This is a genomic window from Mycobacterium sp. IS-1590, from assembly GCF_001500025.1.
Taxonomy (GTDB): Bacteria; Actinomycetota; Actinomycetes; order Mycobacteriales; family Mycobacteriaceae; genus Mycobacterium.
In genome coordinates this window covers 184933-206550 of record NZ_LQIW01000001.1, presented here as the reverse complement: position 1 = coordinate 206550, position 21618 = coordinate 184933, and the positions used below count along the sequence as shown (strand labels likewise).

22 protein-coding genes are annotated in these 21618 nt (G+C 67.7%); 7 read left to right on the top strand and 15 right to left on the bottom strand.

Features of this window, described 5'->3' with window-relative positions:
- Nucleotides 1-12: 12 nt before the first annotated feature.
- From rplW to AU197_RS00930, 5 genes are all read right to left on the bottom strand, one after another.
- Nucleotides 13-315: a 50S ribosomal protein L23 gene (rplW, locus tag AU197_RS00950; protein WP_064400118.1), complete on the bottom strand. Its 303-nt coding sequence runs from the start codon at nucleotides 313-315 to the stop codon at nucleotides 13-15.
- Nucleotides 315-983, bottom strand: coding sequence for a 50S ribosomal protein L4 (gene rplD, locus AU197_RS00945; protein ID WP_064400513.1), 669 nt, complete (start codon nucleotides 981-983; stop codon nucleotides 315-317). The genes rplW and rplD overlap by 1 nt, the downstream gene beginning before the upstream one ends.
- A complete protein-coding gene (gene rplC / locus AU197_RS00940; RefSeq protein WP_064400512.1) occupies nucleotides 983-1636 on the bottom strand; it encodes a 50S ribosomal protein L3 in 654 nt (217 codons plus the stop codon). The genes rplD and rplC overlap by 1 nt, the downstream gene beginning before the upstream one ends.
- Nucleotides 1637-1647: 11 nt before the next feature.
- Nucleotides 1648-1953, bottom strand: coding sequence for a 30S ribosomal protein S10 (gene rpsJ / locus AU197_RS00935; RefSeq protein WP_003883485.1), 306 nt, complete (start codon nucleotides 1951-1953; stop codon nucleotides 1648-1650).
- Between the two features lie 340 nt (nucleotides 1954-2293).
- Complete coding sequence (locus tag AU197_RS00930; RefSeq protein WP_082696439.1) at nucleotides 2294-3934, bottom strand: carboxylesterase family protein; 1641 nt, start codon at nucleotides 3932-3934, stop codon at nucleotides 2294-2296.
- Nucleotides 3935-3987: 53 nt separating this feature from the next.
- On the opposite strand from AU197_RS00930, the gene AU197_RS00925 reads away from it, so the two are divergent.
- Together AU197_RS00925 and AU197_RS00920 are read left to right on the top strand one after the other, a co-directional pair.
- Complete coding sequence (locus AU197_RS00925; protein ID WP_064400511.1) at nucleotides 3988-5238, top strand: cytochrome P450; 1251 nt, start codon at nucleotides 3988-3990, stop codon at nucleotides 5236-5238.
- A gap of 103 nt (nucleotides 5239-5341) precedes the next feature.
- A complete protein-coding gene (locus AU197_RS00920) occupies nucleotides 5342-6604 on the top strand; it encodes a cytochrome P450 (protein ID WP_064400510.1) in 1263 nt (420 codons plus the stop codon).
- On the opposite strand, the gene AU197_RS00915 is transcribed toward AU197_RS00920, so the two are convergent.
- The gene (locus AU197_RS00915) at nucleotides 6570-7223 is read right to left on the bottom strand and encodes a TetR/AcrR family transcriptional regulator (RefSeq protein WP_064400509.1); all 654 of its coding nucleotides are present in this window, start codon (nucleotides 7221-7223) and stop codon (nucleotides 6570-6572) included. The genes AU197_RS00920 and AU197_RS00915 overlap by 35 nt on opposite strands.
- A gap of 90 nt (nucleotides 7224-7313) precedes the next feature.
- Between AU197_RS00915 and AU197_RS00910 the strand changes: the two genes are divergently transcribed.
- The gene (locus AU197_RS00910) at nucleotides 7314-8963 is read left to right on the top strand and encodes an MFS transporter (protein ID WP_064400508.1); all 1650 of its coding nucleotides are present in this window, start codon (nucleotides 7314-7316) and stop codon (nucleotides 8961-8963) included.
- Here the strand turns inward: AU197_RS00910 and mftG are convergent.
- From mftG to mftA, 7 genes are all read right to left on the bottom strand, one after another.
- Nucleotides 8886-10319, bottom strand: a complete 1434-nt coding sequence (gene mftG, locus AU197_RS00905; protein WP_064400507.1) for a mycofactocin dehydrogenase MftG — start codon at nucleotides 10317-10319, stop codon at nucleotides 8886-8888. The two genes, AU197_RS00910 and mftG, sit on opposite strands and share 78 nt — an antisense overlap.
- A gap of 41 nt (nucleotides 10320-10360) precedes the next feature.
- A complete protein-coding gene (gene mftF, locus AU197_RS00900; RefSeq protein WP_064400506.1) occupies nucleotides 10361-11773 on the bottom strand; it encodes a mycofactocin biosynthesis glycosyltransferase MftF in 1413 nt (470 codons plus the stop codon).
- Complete coding sequence (gene mftE, locus AU197_RS00895; protein WP_064400505.1) at nucleotides 11770-12513, bottom strand: mycofactocin biosynthesis peptidyl-dipeptidase MftE; 744 nt, start codon at nucleotides 12511-12513, stop codon at nucleotides 11770-11772. Before mftE ends, mftF begins: the two co-directional genes overlap by 4 nt.
- A gap of 132 nt (nucleotides 12514-12645) precedes the next feature.
- The gene (gene mftD / locus AU197_RS00890) at nucleotides 12646-13836 is read right to left on the bottom strand and encodes a pre-mycofactocin synthase MftD (RefSeq protein ID WP_064400833.1); all 1191 of its coding nucleotides are present in this window, start codon (nucleotides 13834-13836) and stop codon (nucleotides 12646-12648) included.
- Between the two features lie 2 nt (nucleotides 13837-13838).
- Nucleotides 13839-15104: a mycofactocin radical SAM maturase gene (mftC, locus tag AU197_RS00885; protein WP_064400504.1), complete on the bottom strand. Its 1266-nt coding sequence runs from the start codon at nucleotides 15102-15104 to the stop codon at nucleotides 13839-13841.
- A complete protein-coding gene (gene mftB, locus AU197_RS00880) occupies nucleotides 15101-15418 on the bottom strand; it encodes a mycofactocin biosynthesis chaperone MftB (protein WP_156434264.1) in 318 nt (105 codons plus the stop codon). Before mftB ends, mftC begins: the two co-directional genes overlap by 4 nt.
- Nucleotides 15403-15495 carry a mycofactocin precursor MftA gene (mftA, locus tag AU197_RS25850; protein WP_082696438.1) on the bottom strand — a complete coding sequence of 31 codons (93 nt, stop codon included), beginning with the start codon at nucleotides 15493-15495 and terminating at the stop codon, nucleotides 15403-15405. The genes mftB and mftA overlap by 16 nt, the downstream gene beginning before the upstream one ends.
- A 93-nt stretch (nucleotides 15496-15588) precedes the next feature.
- Between mftA and mftR the strand changes: the two genes are divergently transcribed.
- The 4 genes from mftR (at nucleotide 15589) to AU197_RS00860 (ending at nucleotide 19797) form a co-directional block, all read left to right on the top strand.
- Nucleotides 15589-16188 carry a mycofactocin system transcriptional regulator MftR gene (mftR, locus tag AU197_RS00875; protein WP_064400502.1) on the top strand — a complete coding sequence of 200 codons (600 nt, stop codon included), beginning with the start codon at nucleotides 15589-15591 and terminating at the stop codon, nucleotides 16186-16188.
- A gap of 58 nt (nucleotides 16189-16246) precedes the next feature.
- Nucleotides 16247-17905: an NAD-dependent malic enzyme gene (locus AU197_RS00870; RefSeq protein ID WP_064400501.1), complete on the top strand. Its 1659-nt coding sequence runs from the start codon at nucleotides 16247-16249 to the stop codon at nucleotides 17903-17905.
- Between the two features lie 84 nt (nucleotides 17906-17989).
- On the top strand, nucleotides 17990-18514 hold the full coding sequence (locus AU197_RS00865; RefSeq protein WP_064400831.1) for an RNA polymerase sigma factor: 525 nt from the start codon (nucleotides 17990-17992) through the stop codon (nucleotides 18512-18514).
- Nucleotides 18511-19797, top strand: a complete 1287-nt coding sequence (locus AU197_RS00860; RefSeq protein ID WP_064400500.1) for a VOC family protein — start codon at nucleotides 18511-18513, stop codon at nucleotides 19795-19797. Before AU197_RS00865 ends, AU197_RS00860 begins: the two co-directional genes overlap by 4 nt.
- A 52-nt stretch (nucleotides 19798-19849) precedes the next feature.
- On the opposite strand, the gene AU197_RS00855 is transcribed toward AU197_RS00860, so the two are convergent.
- Together AU197_RS00855 and AU197_RS00850 are read right to left on the bottom strand one after the other, a co-directional pair.
- Nucleotides 19850-21028 (bottom strand): NAD(P)/FAD-dependent oxidoreductase, encoded by a 1179-nt coding sequence (locus AU197_RS00855; RefSeq protein WP_064400829.1) that lies wholly within the window; start codon nucleotides 21026-21028, stop codon nucleotides 19850-19852.
- 57 nt (nucleotides 21029-21085) lie between these two features.
- Nucleotides 21086-21532: an Rv2324 family transcriptional regulator gene (locus tag AU197_RS00850; RefSeq protein ID WP_064400828.1), complete on the bottom strand. Its 447-nt coding sequence runs from the start codon at nucleotides 21530-21532 to the stop codon at nucleotides 21086-21088.
- Nucleotides 21533-21618: the final 86 nt, after the last annotated feature.

Genomic DNA, 21618 nt, shown 5'->3' with positions numbered 1-21618 from the left:
GGCCTGACGAAATCAAGCCGGTGCTCCGAACAGGTCGATGGGCTTGCTCCCCGCGGCCAGCGTCACGATGGCCCGCTTGGTGCTCTTGCGCTTCCCGTATCCGGTGCGGGTGCGCTTGCGCTTGCCCTGCCGGTTGGCGGTGTTCACCGAGTCCACCTTGACACCGAAGATCTTCTCGATGGCGATCTTGATCTGCGTCTTGTTGGAGTCGGGATGCACGATGAACGTGTAGACGTTGTCCTCGATCAGCCCGTACGACTTCTCGGAGATGACCGGGGACAGGATGATGTCGCGGGGATCAGTGACGGTCGCCATCAGGCCGACACCTCCTCTTTCGCAGTCTGGTTGGCGCTGATGTAGGCGTTGAGCGCCTCCACGCTGAAGATCACGTCGTCAGCGTTCAGCACGTCGTAGGTGTTGAGCTGATCGGGCGAGAGCACGTGCACACCCGGGAGATTGCGCACGCTCTTGGCGCTGACCTCGTCGGCACGCCCGATCACCACGAGCACCTTGTTCTTCTCGAGCTTGCGGTCGGCGACCAGCGTGGTCAGGAACGCCTTGGCGCTCTTGGTCGACGGCTTCTGGCCCTCGACGATCTCGGTGACGGCGTGGATCCGGTCGTTGCGGGCCCGGTCGGACAGCGCACCGCGCAGAGCGGCGCGGATCATCTTCTTCGGGGTCCGCTCGCTGTAGTCGCGCGGCTTGGGACCGTGCACGGTGCCACCGCCGGTGAACTGGGGTGCCCGGATCGAGCCCTGACGCGCGCGGCCCGTGCCCTTCTGCCGGTACGGCTTCTTGCCACCGCCGCGGACTTCACCGCGGGTCTTGGTCGAGTGCGTACCCTGCCGGGCCGCGGCCAGCTGCGCGGTGACCACCTGGTGCATCAACGCGATGTTCACCTCGACGTCGAACAGCTCGGCGGGCAGCTCGACGGAGCCGTCTTTCGCCCCCGCCGGGGTGTGGACATCAACTTTGAGAGCCATTACTTCTCGCTCCTCTTGATTGCGCTGCGGACCATCACGAGCCCGCCGTTACGGCCGGGGATTGCGCCCTTGATCAACAGCACGCCGTTCTCGGCATCGACCTTGTGCACCAACAGGTTCAGGGTCGTCACGCGGTCGTTGCCCATGCGGCCCGACATGCGCGTGCCCTTGAACACCCGGCCGGGGGTGGCGCAGCCACCGATGGAGCCGGGGCGGCGGTGCACCGCCTGTGCGCCGTGGCTGGCGCCCTGGCCGCGGAAACCGTGCCGCTTCATCGTGCCGGCGAAACCCTTGCCCTTGCTGGTGCCGGTCACGTCGACGTAGGCGCCGTCGGCGAAGATCTCGGCAGTGAGTTCCTGGCCGACCTCGTATTCGGCGGCGGCGGACTCGTCATCGAGCCGCAGCTCGGCCAGATGCCGGCGCGGGTTGACCCCGGCAGCCGAATACTGGCCCGTCACAGGCTTATTGACCTTGCGCGGGCTGATCTCGCCGTAGGCCAACTGCACCGCGCTGTAGCCATCGCGCTCCGGAGTGCGGATGCGCGTCACAACATTGGGCCCGGCCTTGACGACCGTCACCGGCACGACCCGGTTGTTCTCGTCGAACACCTGCGTCATGCCCAGCTTGGTGCCCAGAATGCCTTTTCTAGCCATGTCCTGGTCTCCTACTGGATGTTGACGTCGACGCTGGCCGGCAGATCGATGCGCATCAAAGCGTCAACGGTCTTCGGCGTCGGGTCGAGGATGTCGATCAGCCGCTTGTGGGTGCGCATCTCGAAGTGCTCCCGCGAGTCCTTGTACTTGTGCGGGGACCGGATGACGCAATACACGTTCTTCTCGGTCGGCAGCGGCACAGGACCAACCACGCTGGCGCCGGTTCTGGTGACCGTTTCCACTATCTTGCGCGCCGAGGCGTCGATCGCCTCGTGGTCGTAGGCCTTGAGCCTGATGCGGATCTTCTGTCCCGCCACGCTTCTCCTACCTCACTCAATACTGGGCCCGGAACCGGGCCGCTCTCACCGGCGCAGTCACGCTGCTATGCCGCCGCTGTTCTTCTGTCTGTGGTCCACCGGTACCCGCGGTCGGGTGTGTCGCCCGCACACGCACTCGTGCGCTCCGAAAAATCGTTGCGCTCGAGATTGGCACCGGATGCGCCCGGTTGGGCGCCGGTCGTATGCCCCGGCCACGCGGTCCGAACAGGCACCGTCCCGGCTCAAGGCAACCCGAACAGTATGCCCTAGAAAACGACACGCTCCAAATCCCTGGCCACGGGATACCCGGCCGCCCGGGCGCGTGGCCGGCGGGCCCTCGTCAGCGTCTCAGGCCGGCCCAGAACGCACAGTGGTGTTTCTGCTCGAAATTGGTGATGACGCGGTTGGCGTCCGGTTCCAGCCACATCCGCTCACCGGCCGGGCCGCTGGTCAGCTCCGGCCAGTCGGAGCCTGGTGATCCGGTCGCGACGAACCCCGCCCAGTAGTCGACCATCTGCTCGGACAACCGCTGTTGGGCGGGATCCAGCGGTGGTGCGCCGCCGACGTCGAACAGATAGCGCAACTCCAGGGAATGCGCCGCCCCAACCGGGAACGGCGCCTCACGCAACGGTTCGGGTGCGGGCGCGTCACGGTCACCGAACTCGTAGGCATAGACGGGTTGGTCGGCAAGGGCGTCGGCCATCCGGTCGGCCACGCAGGCGTATTCGGCCGCCGTCACCGCCGCCGAATACGCCAGCGCGACGTTCCCGCCGTACCGGTCGGGTGGATAAAGAGTCGCCACGGCCGGCCCGTGCGGCCCGAAAGCCTCGGCCAGCAGTTCGGGGTAACTCGCGGCATCGAATGACCGGCCACGCAACGCTTGCAGCGCCGCGAACAGCGTGTGTTCGTCGTGCGTGGTGCCGATCATCACCGGTACCCGGGCGGCCTTACCGCCGGTGATCGCGACGAACGAGTTCTCGGGCAGCGCCTCGGTGCCCGCCACCGGACCACTCAGGCGTTCGGTCCCGAACCGGGCGTACATCAGCGGAGCCTGCAATCGATCGGCGGGCAGCGAGCGTAAGCAGTCCGCGGCGACGCGGGGATCGGGGCACCCGGCATCGGCTGCGTATGCGGTGCTGGCCTCCCGGGCGGCCGGCAGGTCGTATTGCGCCTGACAGGGCGCGCTCTGGATGATCGCCGCGCTGAACAGCCCCCGGGACCCGGGTGCGACGAGGTGATCGCACACCGCCATCCCGCCTGCCGATTCGCCCGCGATGGTGACCCTGTCGGGGTCTCCGCCGAATCCGGCGATGTTGTCGCGAACCCAGCGCAGCGCGGCCTGTTGATCGGCGAGGCCGTAATTGCCGATGTCACCACCGGAACCGAACGCCGGATGGGCGAGGAAGCCGAGGGCCCCGAGGCGGTAGTTGATCGTGACGACGACAACGCCACGGCCCGCCAACCGCCGCGCGGGGTAGATGTCGCCGCTGCCGTTGAGGAAGCTTCCACCGTGAATCCACACCATCACCGGGTGCGGTTCGTCCGACGGCGGCGGGGTCCATACGTTGAGGGTCAGGCAGTCCTCGCTGGGCGGGCGCCGGTCGACATCGGAGCTGGTGTCCTGGATGCAGCGCGCACCGGGGCGAGTCGCGTCCCGAAACCCCGTCCACGGCGCGACGGGCACCGGTGGCTGCCAGCGCAGTGCTCCGACAGGCGGTGCGGCATAAGGGATTCCGGCAAAGTACCGATGATCGTCGGCTACGGTCCCGCGCACTGCGCCCGCGGCGGTTCGCACGATCCCGGGGTCGGCGGGAACCTGCACCGCGGCGGTCTCCCCCTCGGCGCAACCAGACACCGTGGCCGCCAGCAGCGCGAGTGCCGCCGCCACGCGACAGACCCCGCGCCGGACAGGCTGGCCGCCCCTTCCACTCGCCACCTCGCGAGCGTACTGACGCGGCGTGGATCCCCCGGCTCGCGCCATCGCTTAGAGTGCATACTTGACAGCTGTCAAGAATGACCCCAAGTGAGGGACCTATGAGCACGCCGATCATCGCAGACGCCGCCAAGGTGCTGGCCGATCCGAAGGCCTACGCCGACGAGGCCGGCCTGCACGCCGCATTGACCCAGCTGCGGAAGAACGCCCCGGTCTCCCATGTCGACGTGCCCGACTACCGGCCGTTCTGGGCCGTCGCCAAGCACGCCGACATCATGGCCATCGAGCGCGACAACGAACTCTGGATCAATGCACCGCGCCCGATGCTCGTCACGGCCGCGACCGACGATCTGTCGCAGGCCAACCTCGCCGCCGGTGGCGGGCTGCGCACCTTGATCCACATGGACGACCCGCTGCACCGCGACATCCGCAAGATCGGCGCGGACTGGTTCCGGCCCAAGGCGATGCGCGCGCTGAAGGCCCGCGTCGACGAGCTGGCCAAGATCTACGTGGACAAGATGGTCGAGAAAGGTCCCGAATGCGACTTCGTCCAAGAGGTCGCGGTGAACTTCCCGCTCTATGTGATCCTGTCGCTGCTCGGCCTGCCCGAATCCGACTTCGGCCGCATGCTCAAGCTCACCCAGGAGATGTTCGGCGGTGACGACGACGAGTTCACCCGCGGCAAGAGCCCGCAGGAACTGCACGAGGTCATCACCGACTTCTTCCGCTACTTCACCGCTCTGACGGCCGAACGCCGGGCCAACCCCACCGACGACCTGGCCTCGGCGATCGCCAACGCCAAGATCGACGGCGAATACCTCAACGACGTCGACTGCCTGTCGTACTACGTCATCGTCGCCAGCGCGGGCCACGACACCACCAGCGCGGCGATCTCGGGCGGCCTGCTGGCGCTGATCGAGAACCAGGACCAGCTCGCCCGCTTGAAAACGCAGCCGGAGCTGATGGGCACCGCGGTCGAGGAGATGATCCGCTGGACCACCCCGGTCAAGGAGTTCATGCGCACCGCCACGGCCGACACCGAGGTGCGCGGTGTGCCGATCAAACAGGGAGAGTCGGTGCTGCTGTCCTACGTCTCGGCCAACCGCGACGAGGACGTCTTCGAGGAGCCATTCCGCTTCGACGTCGGCCGAGACCCGAACAAGCACCTCTCGTTCGGCTACGGCGTGCACTTCTGTCTCGGCGCCGCCCTGGCACGGATGGAGATCAACAGTTTCTTCACCGAACTCGTGCCACGGCTCGATTCGATCGAGTTGGCCGGCGACCCGGAGTTCATCGCGACGGTTTTCGTCGGCGGGCTCAAACACCTGCCGATCAGATACTCGCTGCGTTGAACCCCGGGCTCCATCGCGGTGATGCGGCCCACCCTCGCGGCGGACGTGGCGTCGGTCACATAGACTGGTCTTGACACCCGTCAAGTCGTTCCCGAGGAGCCTCATGAGCACGCCGACGATGGACCAGGAATCACAGGAAGCCGCAAAGGTCTTCGCCGATCCCAAGGCGTACGCCGACGACGATCGGCTGCACGCCGCGCTTGCTCATCTGCGGGCCCACAATCCGGTCCCCTACGTGGACCACCCGCCGTACCGGCCCTTCTACGCCATCACCAAACACGCCGACATCATGGCCATCGAGCGCGACAACAACCTGTGGCTGAGCGAGCCGCGACCACTGCTGGCGACCGCCGAAGCCGACGACCTGGCCAGGGCGCAGCTGGAGGCCGGCATGGGTCTGCGAACGCTGATCCACATGGACGACCCGCACCATCGCGATGTCCGCAAGATCGGCGCCGACTGGTTCCGCCCCAAGGCAATGCGCGAATTGAAGGTTCGGGTGGACGAACTCGCCAAGCGCTACGTCGACAGGATGCGCGACATCGGTCCCGAATGCGACTTCGTCGAGGACATCGCGGTGCACTATCCGCTCTATGTGATCCTCTCGCTGCTCGGGCTGCCCGAGGAGGACTTCCCGCGCATGCTCAAGCTCACCCAGGAGATCTTCGGCGGTGACGACGAGGAGTACCAACGCGGCACCACCCCTGAGGAGAAGTTGCAGACGGTGCTCGAGTTCTTCGCCTACTTCGGCGAACTGACCGCCTCACGCCGGGCGAACCCGACCGATGACCTCGCTTCGGCCATCGCAAACGGGACCATCAACGGAGAGCCGTTGTCCGAGGTGGACACCGCGTCCTACTACGTCATCGTGGCCACCGCGGGCCACGACACCACCAAGGACGCGATCTCCGGCGGTCTGCGCGCGCTGATCGACAACCCCGACCAACTCGCACGGCTGAAGGCGCAGCCGGAATTGATGGGCACCGCGGTCGAGGAGATGATCCGCTGGACCACCCCGGTCAAGGAGTTCATGCGCACCGCCGCCGAAGACACCGAGGTCCGTGGCGTCCCGATCGCCAAGGGCGAATCCGCCTATCTCGCCTACGTATCCGCCAACCGTGACGAAGAGGTCTTCGACGAACCGTTCAAGTTCGACGTGGGACGCGATCCCAACAAGCACCTCTCGTTCGGTTATGGCGTGCACTTCTGTCTGGGCGCCGCGTTGGCACGCATGGAGATGAACAGCCTGTTCACCGAACTGCTGCCGAGACTGGACTCGATCGAACTGGCCGGCGAACCCGAACTAGCCGCGACCGTGTTCGTCGGGGGTCTCAAGCATCTTCCGATTCGCTACTCGCTGAGGTGATCTCACGCGGCTTCTTGGCGTGGGTGGCCAGGAACCCGTCGACGGAGGCCTCCGCGCACGCCCGGTAGTCGAAGTCGGCCACGGTCGACAGCTTTCCGAGAATCAACGGGCCGATGAGAAGTGAGATCGTCTGGATCCGATCCACCTCGTCCAGTTCCTCGGCCGCCTGGTCACCGTCGAGGATCGCGTCGAAGGGCGCCGAGTACAGCGCGATGATGCGTGATCTCAGGGTGCCCACGGCATCCGAATCCGATTGCTGCACATCGGAGTACGTCCCCACATCGGGACCGGAGGCCATCCACGTCATGGCGGTGATCATCGCGGGCACCTCGGCGATCGACTCCGCCCACCCGACCACGACCGCGATCAGCCGGTCACGCAGGCTGCCCTCGGCGGGCGGCATCGGCGCGGGGTTGAGCAGGCTCATGAACGCCGCCGCCATCAAGTCGTTGGCGCTCGGGAAGTGGCGATACAGCGTCGCCCGCGCGACGTTGGCGGTTCGGGTGACCGCGTCGATGGTGACCGCGCTCGGGCCGCCCGCCCGCAGCAGCGTTGTCGCCGCCTCGAGCAAGCGGGCACGCGACCGGGCCGGCCTCGGGTCGGTGCTCGCCCCGCTCATCGTTTAACCCACCTCCTTGCCGGGAACAAGACTATCGGTCTCACAACAAGACTGTTAGTCTCGAAAGTCTCCTCAGGAAGAGAGCGACGTATGGTCGACACCCTCAGCCGGTCTGAACAGGATATCGGCGCGAGCGTGGCAGACCTGTCCACCCGCGCGCGCGTCTGGCTACTGACCGTCGCCTGCATGGGCGTCGCGCTGGCGATCAGCTCGATGGTCGCCCTCAACACCGCCCTGCCCGACATCGCCCTGGAGACCACGGCCACACAGGCGCAGCTGACGTGGGTGGTCGACGGCTACACGTTGGTGCTGGCGTGCCTGTTGCTGCCGGCAGGTGCGATCGGCGACCGGTACGGTCGGCGCGGCGCCCTGCTGGCCGGTCTCGCTATCTTCACGCTCGCCTCGGCCGCGCCCCTGGTCGTCGACGGACCCGTCGCGTTGATCCTCGCCCGCGCGGTCGCCGGCGTCGGCGCCGCGTTCGTGATGCCTGCGACACTGTCGCTCTTGACTGCGGCGTACCCGAAGGCCGAGCGCAACAAGGCCGTTGGCATCTGGGCCGGCGTGGCAGGCTCGAGCGCGGTGGTGGGGTTCCTGGGATCGGGTGTGCTGCTCCACTTCTGGTCGTGGCAGTCGATTTTCTGGGCGTTCGCGCTCTCGGGGGCGGGGCTGTTCGGCCTGGCCTGCACGGTGGCCTCGTCTCGCGATCAGCAAGCGACACCGCTGGATTGGCCCGGAGCGGTGTTGGTCGGCGGGGCCGTCGCGGTTTTCGTCTACGGCGTACTCGAGGCGCCCGCTCACGGCTGGACGCATCCCCTCGTATACGGGTGCATGGCGGCCGGGGTTGTCATGGCGGCCGCTTTCGCCGCGTGGGAACTGCGAAGCGCGCACCCACTGCTCGACGTCAGGTTGTTCGCCAAGGCCGACTTCACCACCGGTGCCGTCGTAGTGACGTTCTTCTTCCTCGCCAACTTCGGATTCTTCTTCGTGTCGATGCAATACATGCAGCTGTTGCTCGGCTACACCCCCCTGCAAACGGCGTTCGCACTGGCGCCCCTGGTCGCCCCCCTCCTGATCCTCAGCCTCGCAACACCGTGGTATCTGCCCCGACTGGGTCTGCGGATCGTCCTGTCCACCGGCTTGACACTCATCGCGGCCGGGCTGCTCTACATGCAGACACTCGACGTCGACTCGCCGTACCTCGACCTCGCGCTGCCACTGCTCGTCATGTCGGCCGGCATCGGATTGTGCACGGCGCCCGCGACTTCGGCGATCATGGGCGCGGTACCCGACGAGAAGCAAGGTGTCGCGTCAGCGGTCAACGACACCACCCGCGAGGTCGGCGCTGCCTTGGGCATCGCGGTGGCCGGCTCGGTGCTCGCCGCACAGTACGGCGACCGGCTTGCACCCCATCTGGAGGCACTACCAGAGTCTGTGCGCACACCCGCGTCGAACTCGTTGGCCGAGGCGCTCGAAGTGGCCGCGCGGCTCGGCCCCGAGGGCGCGCGACTCTCGGAGTTCGCGCAGCTGGCGTTCGTGGAGGCCATGCACACGTCCCTGATCGCGCTCGGCGTCCTGTGCGCCGTCGCCGCGGGATTCATCGCGCTGTGGGCGCCGGGCCGCGACGGCAGGCAGCTTCGCTTCATCGAGCGGATGGTCTCGCGGTCAGACGATGAACTCGGCCGCTCGGTGGCCGACCATGACGATGGTGGCGTGCGGGCCGCGGCTCGGGATCACCGGTAGCACCGAACCGTCGACCACCCACAACCCCTCGACCCCGCGCACCCGGCACCGCGGGTCCACCACCGCGGCTTCGTCGTCGTCGTCGCCACCCATCGGCGCGGTCCCCGACAGATGCTGCGAGGTCGACCATGACACCGGACCGACCTCCACCGCCCCACCGACGAGTTCGCGGGACAACTCGATTCCGGCGCGCAACTTGTCGACATCGTCGGGCTCACTGTCGTAACGGTGCTCGATGACCGGAGGCACATCGGGGTCGGCGCTGACGATCGTGACGACCCCTCGCGACTTCGGCCGCATCAACGTCACACCAATGTGGGGGTGGTCGCCGGGATCATCGCGCCGACCACTGACCATCGCCCCGAAACCGGCTGTGTAGGGGCGGATCTCGAGCCAGTCCTCGGTCGTCAGTACGGCCTCGAGCGGTGGGAGTCCGTGCGTTTCGGTCCACTTCACCGGCAACACCCATTCGGGATGGTCCGACATCACCGCGCCCACCGGGAGATTCGCCGCCACCGGTATCCCCACCCGCTCAAGGGTGTCGGGTGCGCCGACGCCGGAGAGCATCAGAAGGTGCGTCGAACCGATGGCCCCGGCGCACAACACGATCCGGTCCGCCTCGAGTAGAACGGTACCGTCGGGACCCGTGCACTCCACACCGGCGGTGCGCCCGGCGACGATCCGGATGCGGAGGGCCCGGGTGTTGGTGAGCAGTGTGAGGTTCACGCGGTCCGAGGCGGGTTGCAGGTAGGCACCACCGGGACCCATGCGGGCACCCTGGTAGATGTTCAGGGGCACCGCCCCCACTCCGGCACCCACCGGCGCTTCGGCCGTCGACCCGTTCAGATCCGTTATCCACGGATACCCGGCTTCAGTAGCAGCCTTCACGAATGATGCTGTGCAGCCGTCGAATTCGGATACCCGCTGGATCCGTATCGGGCCTTGAGAGCCGTGCACCGCATTGTCGAAGTCCAGGTCGGTCTCAATGGCCCGGAAGTGCGGAAGCACGTCCGACCATGCCCAGCCGGGCAGCCGCCAGGCGTCGAAGTCCGACGGCAGCCCACGGCAGAAGTAGCCTCCGTTGACGGCCCCCGATCCTCCTACCACCTCGCCGCGCATGAGCATCGCATGGCGGACCGGGTCGACGGTCAACGTGGTCGGGTACCGCCGTACCACCGAACTCGCGGTGCCGATGGGCAGGCGCAGTCCGTCGTTGATCTGAGCCGACACCCGCGGGTCGGACGGTCCGGGACCCGACTCGACGACGGTGACGGTGCATGCCGGGTCGGAGGAGAGCCGCTCGGCCAGAACGGATCCGGCGCTGCCGGCACCGACGATCAGGACGTCACTGCGCACGTGAGGAGCAAATTGGGCACTGCGCACGTGAGGAGGGTCGCTCAGGTCCGGATCTGGGGTTTGAGCGCGCCGAGATGTCGCTCACGGACAACGCCGGTCCACAGGCCTGCCCCGTAGGCGATGTCGTCGAGGCGCTTGAGGACGATGTAGGTGAGCAGGCCGACGCGCTGCGTGTCGTCTTCGGTGTTCCGGCTCCGGGTCAACCAGTCGACGACCCCCTCCACGACCGCGGCCACGAGGACGACCTGTCGGCAGCGTCGAGACAGGAGCGCGGCGATGAGCGCGAGGGGCCAGTAGTGCCGGCAGATCGCCGACGCCAGCTGCATGGCTGCGGACCACAGTCCGTGTGCGGCCACCACGGCGACCTCTTTTGGTTCGGGCTCGACGCTCGACAGGGACTTGGCGATGCGCCGACCGGTGATGGTCGCGACGACGATCGAAGCCAGGTAGCCGATCGTCGATCCCATCGCCATCAGCATCCAGGCCACCAGCGTCCACCCCGAGATCACCAACGGAGCGGTCTTGCCGGGGTGGCGGACCGACAGCGGCGCGGCGGCTTCACCGTAGAATGACCTGCGCGAGAACCACTCTCGCAGTTGTGTCCGATGGTCGTGCGCCACCAACGCGATGGGCTCGTAGCGCAGGCGCGCGCCGGTTTCGATGAGTCGCCAGCACAGGTCGACATCCTCACCGGACGTCAGCGTCTCGTCGAAACCGCCGATCTCCCCGAGCATCGCCCGGCGGCCGATGATCGCGGCACTGGGCACATAGGACACGGTGCCGTAGGGCATCACCGGAGCCTCCCGCAGACCCAGGTCCAGCGACGAGCGCACCGCCTCGTAGCGGGCGACCACGGTGTCCGGTTCACGCAGACCGACGATGCGCGGTGCGACCAGACCCACGGCGGGGTCGCAGAAGTGGCCCAGCAGCGCCTCCAGCCACCCACGCCGCGGCACGACGTCGCTGTCCAGGAAGGCCACGAAGTCGGTGGTGCACGCGGCCAGACCGGTGTTGCGCGCCGCCGCGGGCCCGCGGCTGCGCTCGTGTCGCAGCACCTGAACCCCGGCGTGGACGTCGGCGAAGTCGGCCGCGTCCAGCGGTGTCTCGGAGCCGTCGTCGACCACGATCACCCGCAGGCCGCGCACGGCAGAGAGCAGCCGGCGTACACCAGAAGCGTTGTCGCGCACCGGGATGACGACTGTGACGTCGCGGTGCGAAGGACCGCTGGCCGGACGGGGGTGCGCGACGGTCGCGTCGAGCAGGGTCCGGGCCAGCTGGGCGCTGACGGCGTCGTGCACTTCGAGCCTGCCGCCGCTGAGCATGGTCTGGGCCGCCGGCGCCAAGCGAAGGAGGCGGGTCGGGGAACCGCCGAGCAGGGCCGCTCCGTCGCCGAGCACCTTTACCCGACGGTCGACCTGCACGGCGAAGCCGTCGGGCAGTCGCGGGCCGGTCATGTCAGCATCCCGTCGCGGTCGGGCGTCCAGCGCGTGATCCGCCGCAAGCACGTCTCGACCATATCGGGGAAGATGCGCGCGCCGTCCTCGACAGTGGCGGTGGTGGGATCGCCGAGCACGCCGACCTCGCTGACGGCGGCCACCCCGCCGCGCCGCAGCTCGGGGATCAACTCGCGAAGGGGCGCCGTGTTGCCGGGCACCCGCTCGTCGATACGGACGTCCTGCGGCGAAATATGTAGCAATACAGACGTTTCGGTATGGCCCGCGTGCGCGTCGGCCCCCCTGGCCGTGCACGAGCACCAGCCCGCATCCCGACCCTCGTAGCGCAGCAAAGCGGTGGCGGCGGCCAGGGCTTCGACGTTGCCGCCATGACCGTTGACGAAGACCAGCCGCGACGCCCACCGGCAGGCCGACCGGCCGTACTCCACCAGCAACAGCCTCAGCGCGGACGTCCCGATCGATACGGTGCCGCTGAACTCCTCGTGTTCGCCGCTCGCGCCGTAGCCGATGGCCGGCGCGACCATCCAGTTCACGCCGTCGGTGTCGACCAGGCGGTCAGCAACCGCCCGACAGACGGCCGTCGCGATCCGCGTGTCGGTGTCCAGCGGAAGATGGGGGCCGTGCTGCTCGGTGGATCCGACGGGTACGAGGAGGGCTGACGGCTTGCTCTGCAGCTGCTTCGACGTCGCATTCGCGAGCTCGCTGACAGATGGCACCCGCCGATGGTAGGCCGAATTCACCTGTCGTGCGCCAATTGTTGAAGCAAGCGCAGCAATTGATTCACCGAATTTCTCACCGCCGGCGCCGACGTCGCCCCCTCAGTCCCCTGCGCCCCGCCTGTACCAGCGCGTTCCCACGCGCCGGGCAGGCCGTCAGGTGGTGGACCCTCCGGGCACGCCGAGCGGCCGGACGAAGCCGGGAGGCACCAGCACGTCGTCGGGTCCAAGATCGTGCACCGACGCGCGGCCCAGGCCCATCAATGCAGAATCGATGCCGCCCCGCAGAACGTCGAGCACGTTCTCGACGCCGGCCTGCCCGTTGGCCGCCAGACCCCACAGATACGCCCGCCCGATCATGACCGCGCGGGCACCGAGCGCGACTGCCTTGACCACATCGCTGCCCCGTCGGATGCCGCCGTCGAGCACCACCTCGATGTCGTCCCCGACCGCTTCGGCGATCGGCGGCAGCGCACGGATCGACGCGGGTGTCCCGTCCAGGTTGTTGCCGCCGTGATTGGACACCGAGATCGCTGAAACACCCGCGTCCACAGCACGTTTCGCGTCGTCAACACGCATTACGCCCTTGAGCATGAAAGGACCGCCCCACAGCTCACGCAGCCAGGCGATGTCCTCCCAGGTCGGCGGCGGGGTGCCCATCCACTCGCCGTATGCGGCGAAGAAGGGTGGACCCTCCTCGCCTCGCGCCGCCTGATTGGGAACCCGCAGGTTCGGCGGCCGCAGGGTCTTACCCCACTGCCACATCCAGCGCGGTCTGGTCAGCCCCGTCGGCAGCATCCGCACGGTGGTGCGCAGGTCCATCTGCTCGGGGATCTTCGGGCTGCCCCAGTCGCGGCCGTGCGAGAAGCTCCAGTCCGTGGTGACGATCAGACCGACCGCACCCGCCTGCCGGGCGCGCTCGACCCGGGCGGCGATCGCGTCCCGCCCGCCCAGCCAGTACACCTGGAAGAAGAGCTTGGGGTTGGCCGCGATCACCTCTTCGATCGGCTTGCTGGCGAACGACGACAGGCCCATCGCGGTGCCGCGCGCGGCGGCGGCGCGCGCGACCGCGACCTCCCCGACCGGGTGGACCGCCTGCACCCCGGTCGGCGAGATCAGCACCGGCAACGAAATCTCTTGTCCCATCACGGTAGTGGCGAGATCGCGCTTCTCCGTCGCACCGACGACGTGCGGCGCGAAGCCCAGCTCGGCGAATGCCTCGACGTTGTCGGAGACCGTCACGCCCTTCTCACTGGCGGCGATGAGTGCCGAGTACACCGGCTTGGGGAGCCGGCGCTTCGCCCGCTCCTGAGCGGCCGCGACCGTTTCGAACCAGGTGTCGGCCATGATCACACCGGACTTTCGTTGCAGAGACGTTTCGGAGGGGCGCTGGCGCCGACATGGGACCGGGGAGGCGCGCCGGCGCCGACATGGGACCGGGGAGGCGCGCCGGCGCCGACATCGGACTTGGGAGGCGTCGTGAGCAGCTTCAGCATCACCGGGCCCGATCGGGAGTGGTCGACGCTGGACTTCGGCTTGACCCGCTCTTGAGCCAGGGCGGGGGCGCCGTAGCCCTGGACGCATTCGGGGTCCGGGCCGTCCATCGGCAGCCCGGTGAAGAACTTGGCGGCCATGCACCCGCCGCGGCAGCTGTCGTAGTGCCCACAGCTGCCGCACGCGCCGGCCGACTGCGGTTCGCGCAGCTCACGGAAGAGCGGCGCATTCTGCCAGACATTCTGAAAACCGCCGTCGGACAGGATGTTCCCGGCGTGGAACCGGTCGTGGATGGCGAACGGGCACGCGTAGACGTCGCCGACGGGGTCGATGAGGCAGACGACGCGGCCCGCTCCGCACAGGTTCAGCCCGGCGAGCGCGCCGGGTTCACCCAACCCGGAGAGGTGGAAAAACGAGTCGCCGGTGAGCACCCCGTCGCCCTTGGCGACCAGCCAGTTGTAGAGCTGTACCTGCTGGTCGGCGGTGGGGTGCAGATCATCCCAGACGTCGGCGCCGCGGCCCGACGGCCGCAGCCGCGTGATGCGCAGCGTTGCGCCGTATTGCGATGCGAGAGCGGCGAAGTCGTCGAGCTGGTCGACGTTGTGCCGGGTCACGACCACCGAGATCTTGGCGTCCTTGAAACCCGCGTCGGCCAGGTTCTGCAGGGCCCGGGTCGCCATCGCGAACGAACCCGCGCCGCGGACGGCGTCGTTGATCTCCGCGGTCGCGCCGTCGAGGGAGATCTGCACGTCGACGTAGTCGCTGGCCGCCAGCCGGGCCGCGACCTCGGGCGTGATGCGCACTCCGTTGGTGGAGAACTTCACACCGACGTGGTGGGCGGTGGCGTAGTCGACGAGCTCCCAGAAGTCCGAACGCACGGTCGGCTCGCCACCGCCGATGTTGACGTAGAAGACCTGCATGCGCTCGAGCTCGTCGATGATGTCCTTGCACTGCGCAGTGGTCAGTTCGCGCGGGTCGCGCTTACCCGACGACGATAGGCAGTGCACGCACGCGAGGTTGCAGGCGTAGGTCAGTTCCCAGGTCAGGCAAATCGGCGCGTCGAGGCCGTGCTCGAACTGCTCGACCAGCCGGGGCACACGTACGGCTTCGGTGGATGTCATTGTGGCACCAGCATTTTCGATCGAGCAAGCACACCGAGTGCTTGCAGGTACGGCGCCTGCTGCGTGTCGTCGATACCGGCGGCACGGCAGGCGGAGCGGACGTCGGGATGGTCGGACAAGGTGTTGACGACGTCGACGATGGTCCGGTTCTTCAGGAACGACAGCTTGCGCGTTCCGAAGTGGTAGAGCAGCGCCCCGAACGGCTCCGGCCGCACCGCCACCTGGTGGTGCAGCCGCCAGCCGAGCTCCGGGTCGAACGCGGTGCCTTCCTCGGGCGCCGCCGACGACGAGGTCACGATCAGTAGACCCCGCACATCCCGTCGATCGACACCTCTTCGACGAGCGTCTCGGTAACCAGCTCGTCGCTGTCCACCTGCTGCTTCGGTTCCATTTGGTTCCGCCTTTCAGTATCACCGTTCTCGACAACTGTGATCGAGATCGCAATAATATGGCATCGAGTGCCTAAATGGAAAGGGGACCCCCTATGGGGCCGGACCAGCACCGGGTGGGCCGCCGGCGCTCGACGACGTGGGACCACATCAGCAACGTGGCCATCGACCTGTTTGCCGCGCGCGGTTTCGACGACGTCAGCGTGGACGACATCGCCGAAGCCGCGGGCATCGCCCGGCGCACGCTGTTCCGCTACTACCCGTCCAAGAATGCCTTGCCCTGGGGCGATTTCGACGCTCATCTGGCCCACATGCGCGATCTGCTGGCCGATCTCGATCCCGAGGTGCCCATCGGTGAGGCTCTGCGCACCGCGTTGCTGGCGTTCAACAGCTTCGACGCTGCCGAGACCGCGCGGCACCGGATGCGCATGCGGGTCATCCTTCAAACCGCCGCCCTGCAGGCCTACTCGATGACCATGTACGCCGGCTGGCGCGGCGTGGTCGCCGGGTTCGTCGCCAAACGCCTCGACGCCACCACCGGCGACCTGGTGCCGCAGACGGTGGCGTGGACGATGCTCGGCGTCGCGCTCTCCGCGTACGAACACTGGCTGGCCGACGAGACGGTGCCGCTCGCTGCGGCGCTCGGCGCGGCGTTCGACACCGTCGCCGACGGGCTGTGGGCACTGGATCGCTGAATCACCTCTGCGCACTCGGCCACCGCGATAGCTTTGGGCGGTCGCGGGAAGGAAGCCGATGGCCGAGCAAAGCGCCGAGCAGAAGACTGGTCACGATCTGCTTTACGACTCGCTGTGGACGAAGGGCACCGCATTCACCCACTCCGAGCGCCGCCGGTTCGGCCTACTGGGCCTGCTCCCTGCCGCCGAGAAGAGCCTCGAGCAGCAGACCGAACATTCGTGGCGCGAGTTCAGCAGGCGCCGCGAGCCGCTGGACAAACACATCTATCTACGAAACCTGCAGGACCGCAACGAGACACTGTTTTACCGCGTGCTGCGCGACCATATCGCCGAGACCATGCCGATCGTCTACACGCCGACCGTCGGCGAGGCGTGCCAGCGCTTCAGCGAGATCTACCGGCGCCCGCGCGGGCTGTTCGTCTCCTATCCGGACCGCGAGTTCCTTTCCGAGATGCTGCGCAACCGCCCGCGGCGGGAGGTCGACGTCATCGTCGTCACCGACGGGCAACGCATCCTGGGCCTGGGCGATCAGGGCATCGGCGGGATGGGAATCCCCATCGGGAAGCTCTCGCTGTACACCCTCATAGGCGGAATCGATCCGGCGCGCACGCTGCCCGTCGTGCTCGACGTGGGCACCGACAACGTCGAACTGCTCGAGGACCCGCAATACCTCGGCTGGCGGCACCGCCGCATCGGTGACGACGAGTATTACTCGTTCATCGACCATTTCATCACCACAGTGCTCGACGAGCTGCCCAACGTCCTTCTGCAATGGGAGGATTTCGCCACCGCGCACGCGCTGCCGATCCTCCAGCGCTATCGCGACAAGCTGCTCACCTTCAACGACGACATCCAAGGCACCGCCGCGGTGACGTTGGGCGCGCTGCACGGCGCGGCCAAGGTGGCGGGGCGCCCGCTGTCGAGGCAGCAGGTGGTGATGCTGGGGGCCGGCTCGGCGGGTATCGGGGTGCTCGAGATGGTGCACCGCCAGATGATGAGCGAAGGCTTGTCGGCTCAGCAGGCGTCGGCGCAGATCTGGGTGGTCGACGTCACCGGTCTGCTCACCGACGACCGCACAGACCTGTCCCCCGGTCAGCGGGCATTCGCGCAGCCGGCCGAGCGGGTCGCGAGCTGGGGCGTGTCCGGACCGGCCCAGCTGGCCGACGTCATCCATCACATCGAGGCCGGTGTTCTCCTCGGATTGTCAACCGCAACAGGAGCTTTCACCGAGGCCATCGTGCGCGAGATGGCCGCCAAGGTCGATCGCCCGATCATATTTCCACTGTCGAATCCCACCAGCCGGGCCGAAGCCCACCCCGCCGAACTCGACGCGTGGACGGGCGGACGGGCGTTGGTGGCGACAGGCTCGCCGTTCGCACCGCTTCAGCGCGACGGAGTCGAGCGGCCCATCGCGCAGTGCAACAACGCCTACATCTTCCCCGCGATGGGTCTGGCCGTCACGGCGGCGCAGGCAACCCGGGTGACCGACGAGATGATGCGGGCCGCGGCCGCGGCGCTCGGCGACGCGTCCCCCGCCCTCGCCGATCCCGGGGCACCGCTACTGCCCGCGTGGTCGGACATCCCCGAGGTGGCCGTGCGGATCGCACAGGCCGTGGCCGAACAAGCCGTCGCCGACGGCGTCGCGCCCACCCTCAACCCCGACGAATTGGCGCAGCGGATCACCGACGTGCGGTGGACTCCTGACTACACGAGCTGAACTCTCCGCCTGCTTTCTCCGCGCTCGCGAAAAAAGTTGCGGCAAGACCGTCGGAGTTCGAGGCGCAATGGCGACGATATGAGTGTGAGCGCCGAACCGAACGGCACCGACGCTCCACGGGAGCTGCTGGCGTTGTACGACGAATCCCTGCCGGTGGTGTACGGATACTTCGTCCGGCGCTGTGGTGACCGTGGAACCGCCGAAGACCTGACGTCGGAAACCTTCCTGGCGGCGATGGACGCCGCGAGAAAGGCCGCTCCACCGCCGATGACCGTGCCGTGGTTGCTCGGGGTGGCGCGCCACAAGCTGGCCGACCACTACCGACGCCGCCACGACCGGTTCACCACCCCGGTCGCCGATCTGCCCGAACCCGTCGAGCCGGCCGACGACTGGGACGCCGAACTCGACCGCATCGTCGCCGAAAGTGTGCTTGCCAAACTGCCCGAGCAGCACCGCACGGTGCTGGCGCTGCGCTATATGGACGACTGCTCGGTGCCTGAGTGCGCCGAGCTCATCGGCCGCACGGTGCACGCGACAGAGGCGCTGCTGGTGCGGGCCCGCAGGGCCTTTCGCGCTCACTACCCGAAACCGGAAGGGAGGCAGTCGTGAACAACAGCCACGATCCGCTGGACGTGCTGCGCGGCGACGAACTTCCGGTCGCCCCCGACCCGGCCTTCGCCGCCGGTCTGCGCGCACGACTGGAGTCGGCGCTTTCCCTACCGAATCGAACCGAGGAGGTCGTCATGAGTGGCACCGATACCGCCATCGCCGAACTGTCCGACATCCCGTCCGTCACGCCTGTTGCGCGGCTTCGCGCCGCCGCGGTGCCGTACCTGACCGTCGCCGACGCGCGCCACGCCATCGCCTTCTACCGTGACGCGTTCGGCGCGGCGGTGGTCGGCGAGCCCATCGAAATGGACGACGGGCGCATCGGGCATGCCGAGTTGGCGATCGGCGGCGGGGTGCTCTACCTCGCCGACGAGTATCCCGAGATCGGACTGAAAGCACCTTCACCGCAGTCGGTTTCGGTGAGCCTGCAGTTGAGCGTGAACGATACCGACGCGACGCTGGATCGGGCGCGGCGGCACGGCGCGCAGGTGCAGCGCGAACCGTACGAGAACTACGGCGCGCGCAACGCCACGATCATCGATCCGTTCGGCCACCGCTGGATGCTGAGCGGGCCGGTGACGGGCACGGCCGTGCCGATCCAGCACGGCGACGTCGGTTATGTCTCGGTGTGGGTGCCCGACGCCGAACGGGCGGCCGTCTTCTACGGTCACGTGCTCGGGTGGACCTATGACCCCGTGACGCACCAGGTGACCAACACCGACCAGCGGATCGGCATCTTCAGCAGCGACAGCCCGCAGGGCATGCTGTGCTGCTACGCGGTCGTCGACCTCGACGGTGCACGGCAGTCGATCGTCGACGGCGGCGGCACCGTGGGCGGGTCTCAGCAGTTCGACTTCGGCACCGTGCTCGACGCCACCGACCCCGCGGGGACGGCGTTCGCGGTCTTCCGGCCAGCACCCGGAACACCGCGTCCAGCGCTCAACGGCACTGGGCCGGGCGAACTTTCGTACATCACCTATCAGGTTCCCGAGTCCGGCGCGTTCAAGGCGTTCTACAGCAGGGTGCTGTTCTGGACATTCGAGCCCGGGCGCATCGAGGACGGCTGGGGGGTGCGCGAGACGCATCCGATGTCCGGCGTCGCCGGCGGTAACTCCGAGGCGGTGACCGTGCCGATGTGGACCGTCGCCGACGTCGACGCCGCGGTGGCGCGGGTGCGCGAGGCGGGCGGCACCGTCATCGACGAGCCGTCACAGCAGTCCTACGGGAAGTCAGCGCTGTGCGCCGACGACCAGGGCATCCGCTTCTACCTCGGCGAGTTCTAATCGGCGATTTCGGTGTCCGAACGGTCGCTCAGCGACTGTTCGGACACCTGAATCACTTGGCCAGGAGGTCGGCGATGGGTGCGCGCGCCGCGATCTTGGCGCGCGCCTTCATCACCTTGCCCGGCATCCCGCCGCCCACGACTCCGGCGACCACGCCGTCACGCTCGTAGTAGGCGAGAAATTTGCGCCCGTCGTCCTCGACGATGTGGACGACGTCTTCGGCCTCCGGTTCGCCCAGGCACTGGATCTTGACGTCGTACTGGTCGCTCCAGAAGTACGGCACCGAGACTGCGGTCGGCGGTTCCTGCCCCAGCAGCGTCGGCACCAGGACGCGGGCCTGGTCGGCGACGTTGCTCCAATGCTCCACGCGCACTTGATGACCGAGGTTGTGCCGCCACGACGCGACGTCGCCGATGGCCCAGACGTGCGGAGCGCTGGCGCGGCCGTGGTCGTCACAGACGACCCCGTTGTCGAGCTTGAGACCGCTGTCTTCGAGCCAGTCGGTCGCCGGACGCGATCCGATGCCCACGATCACCAGATCCGCCTCGAGTTCGGTGCCGTCGCTGAGCACCACCGTCTCGACGCGATCCGAACCCCGCACTTCCGAAACGCCGATGCCGCACCGGACGTCGACCCCTTCGGCACGGTGCACCCGGGCCACGAGCTCACCGATCTGCTCGCCGAGCACCGACGCCAGGGGTGCCGGCTGGGGCTCCACCAGCGCGACCTCGACTCCGAGTTTGCGCAGGCTCGCTGCGACCTCGCAGCCGATGAACCCGGCGCCGACGACGACGGCGCGTCGAGCCGAACCGGCCTCCTGCCGAAGCGCCACGCTCTCGTCGTAATTGCGCAGCACGTGGATGCCCGCGAGATCGGGAAAGGACGGAATGCGTTTGGGTATGAGGCCGGTCGCGATGATGAGTTCGTCGTAACCCAACTCGCTGCCGTCGGCGAGCGTCAACGTCTGAGCGGCCGTGTCGACAGACCGCGCGCCGTTGCCCAGCACCACGGTGATGTCGTTCTCCTCGTAGAACTCCGCGGGCTTGAGGCTGACGTCGTCGGTCTCGGAGCGCAGGACTTCCTTCGACAGCGGGGGCCGGTCGTATGGCAGATGGTCCTCGTCGCTGACGATCGTGACCGAACCGGTGTACTCCGACCGGCGCAACTGTTCGGCGGTCCGGGCGGCCGCGAGTCCGCCGCCGACGATGACGATGCCCGCTGATGTGGTCATGGGCAGTTTCTTACACGATCCCTGGGTCGATTTGTCCGCCACCCCGGGCTTTGGTGCTCAGCCTCGATCGCGATCGATGATGTTGGTCAACACGACGATGCTCTCGCTGCGCTCGACGTGGGCAGCCGAGCGGATGCGCTCCAACGCCTCCTCCAGGTGGCGCATGTCGCGCGCCACGACGTGCAGGATCGCATCGGCGGCGCCGGTGACCGTGGCTGCGCTGATGACCTCAGGAATCTCGATCCACGCCGCCCGCAATCGTTCCGGGGCGATGGTTCCGTGACGGAACACCTGCACGTACGCCTCGGTGGTCCAGCCCAGGGCGGTCCGGTCGACGACGGTGGTGAAGCCGCGGATGACGCCGTTGTCGAGCATGCGGTCGACGCGGCGCTTCACCGCGGGGGCGGACAGGTTGACTCGCTCGCCGATCTCGGCGTAGGTGGCGCGCGCGTCATCGGTGAGTGCGGCGAGGATCTGCTCGTCGGTCGCGTCGAGGCGGTCCACGGTCACCTCCACACAACGAATCGCCGTTTGTCACGACCATACACAATAAACAGCTGCTGGACACGCAACAAACAGAAATTGATTGC

Bases quoted from the DNA above. Each gene is read 5' to 3' on its own strand.
- rplW (WP_064400118.1), bottom strand. From the start codon at position 315: ATGGCGACCGTCACTGATCCCCGCGACATCATCCTGTCCCCGGTCATC.
- rplD (WP_064400513.1), bottom strand. From the start codon at position 983: ATGGCTCTCAAAGTTGATGTCCACACCCCGGCGGGGGCGAAAGACGGC.
- rplC (WP_064400512.1), bottom strand. From the start codon at position 1,636: ATGGCTAGAAAAGGCATTCTGGGCACCAAGCTGGGCATGACGCAGGTG.
- AU197_RS00930 (WP_082696439.1), bottom strand. From the start codon at position 3,934: ATGGCGCGAGCCGGGGGATCCACGCCGCGTCAGTACGCTCGCGAGGTG.
- AU197_RS00925 (WP_064400511.1), top strand. From the start codon at position 3,988: ATGAGCACGCCGATCATCGCAGACGCCGCCAAGGTGCTGGCCGATCCG.
- AU197_RS00920 (WP_064400510.1), top strand. From the start codon at position 5,342: ATGAGCACGCCGACGATGGACCAGGAATCACAGGAAGCCGCAAAGGTC.
- AU197_RS00915 (WP_064400509.1), bottom strand. From the start codon at position 7,223: ATGAGCGGGGCGAGCACCGACCCGAGGCCGGCCCGGTCGCGTGCCCGC.
- AU197_RS00910 (WP_064400508.1), top strand. From the start codon at position 7,314: ATGGTCGACACCCTCAGCCGGTCTGAACAGGATATCGGCGCGAGCGTG.
- mftF (WP_064400506.1), bottom strand. From the start codon at position 11,773: ATGACCGGCCCGCGACTGCCCGACGGCTTCGCCGTGCAGGTCGACCGT.
- mftD (WP_064400833.1), bottom strand. From the start codon at position 13,836: ATGGCCGACACCTGGTTCGAAACGGTCGCGGCCGCTCAGGAGCGGGCG.
- mftC (WP_064400504.1), bottom strand. From the start codon at position 15,104: ATGACATCCACCGAAGCCGTACGTGTGCCCCGGCTGGTCGAGCAGTTC.
- mftA (WP_082696438.1), bottom strand. From the start codon at position 15,495: ATGGAACCGAAGCAGCAGGTGGACAGCGACGAGCTGGTTACCGAGACG.
- mftR (WP_064400502.1), top strand. From the start codon at position 15,589: ATGGGGCCGGACCAGCACCGGGTGGGCCGCCGGCGCTCGACGACGTGG.
- AU197_RS00870 (WP_064400501.1), top strand. From the start codon at position 16,247: ATGGCCGAGCAAAGCGCCGAGCAGAAGACTGGTCACGATCTGCTTTAC.
- AU197_RS00855 (WP_064400829.1), bottom strand. From the start codon at position 21,028: ATGACCACATCAGCGGGCATCGTCATCGTCGGCGGCGGACTCGCGGCC.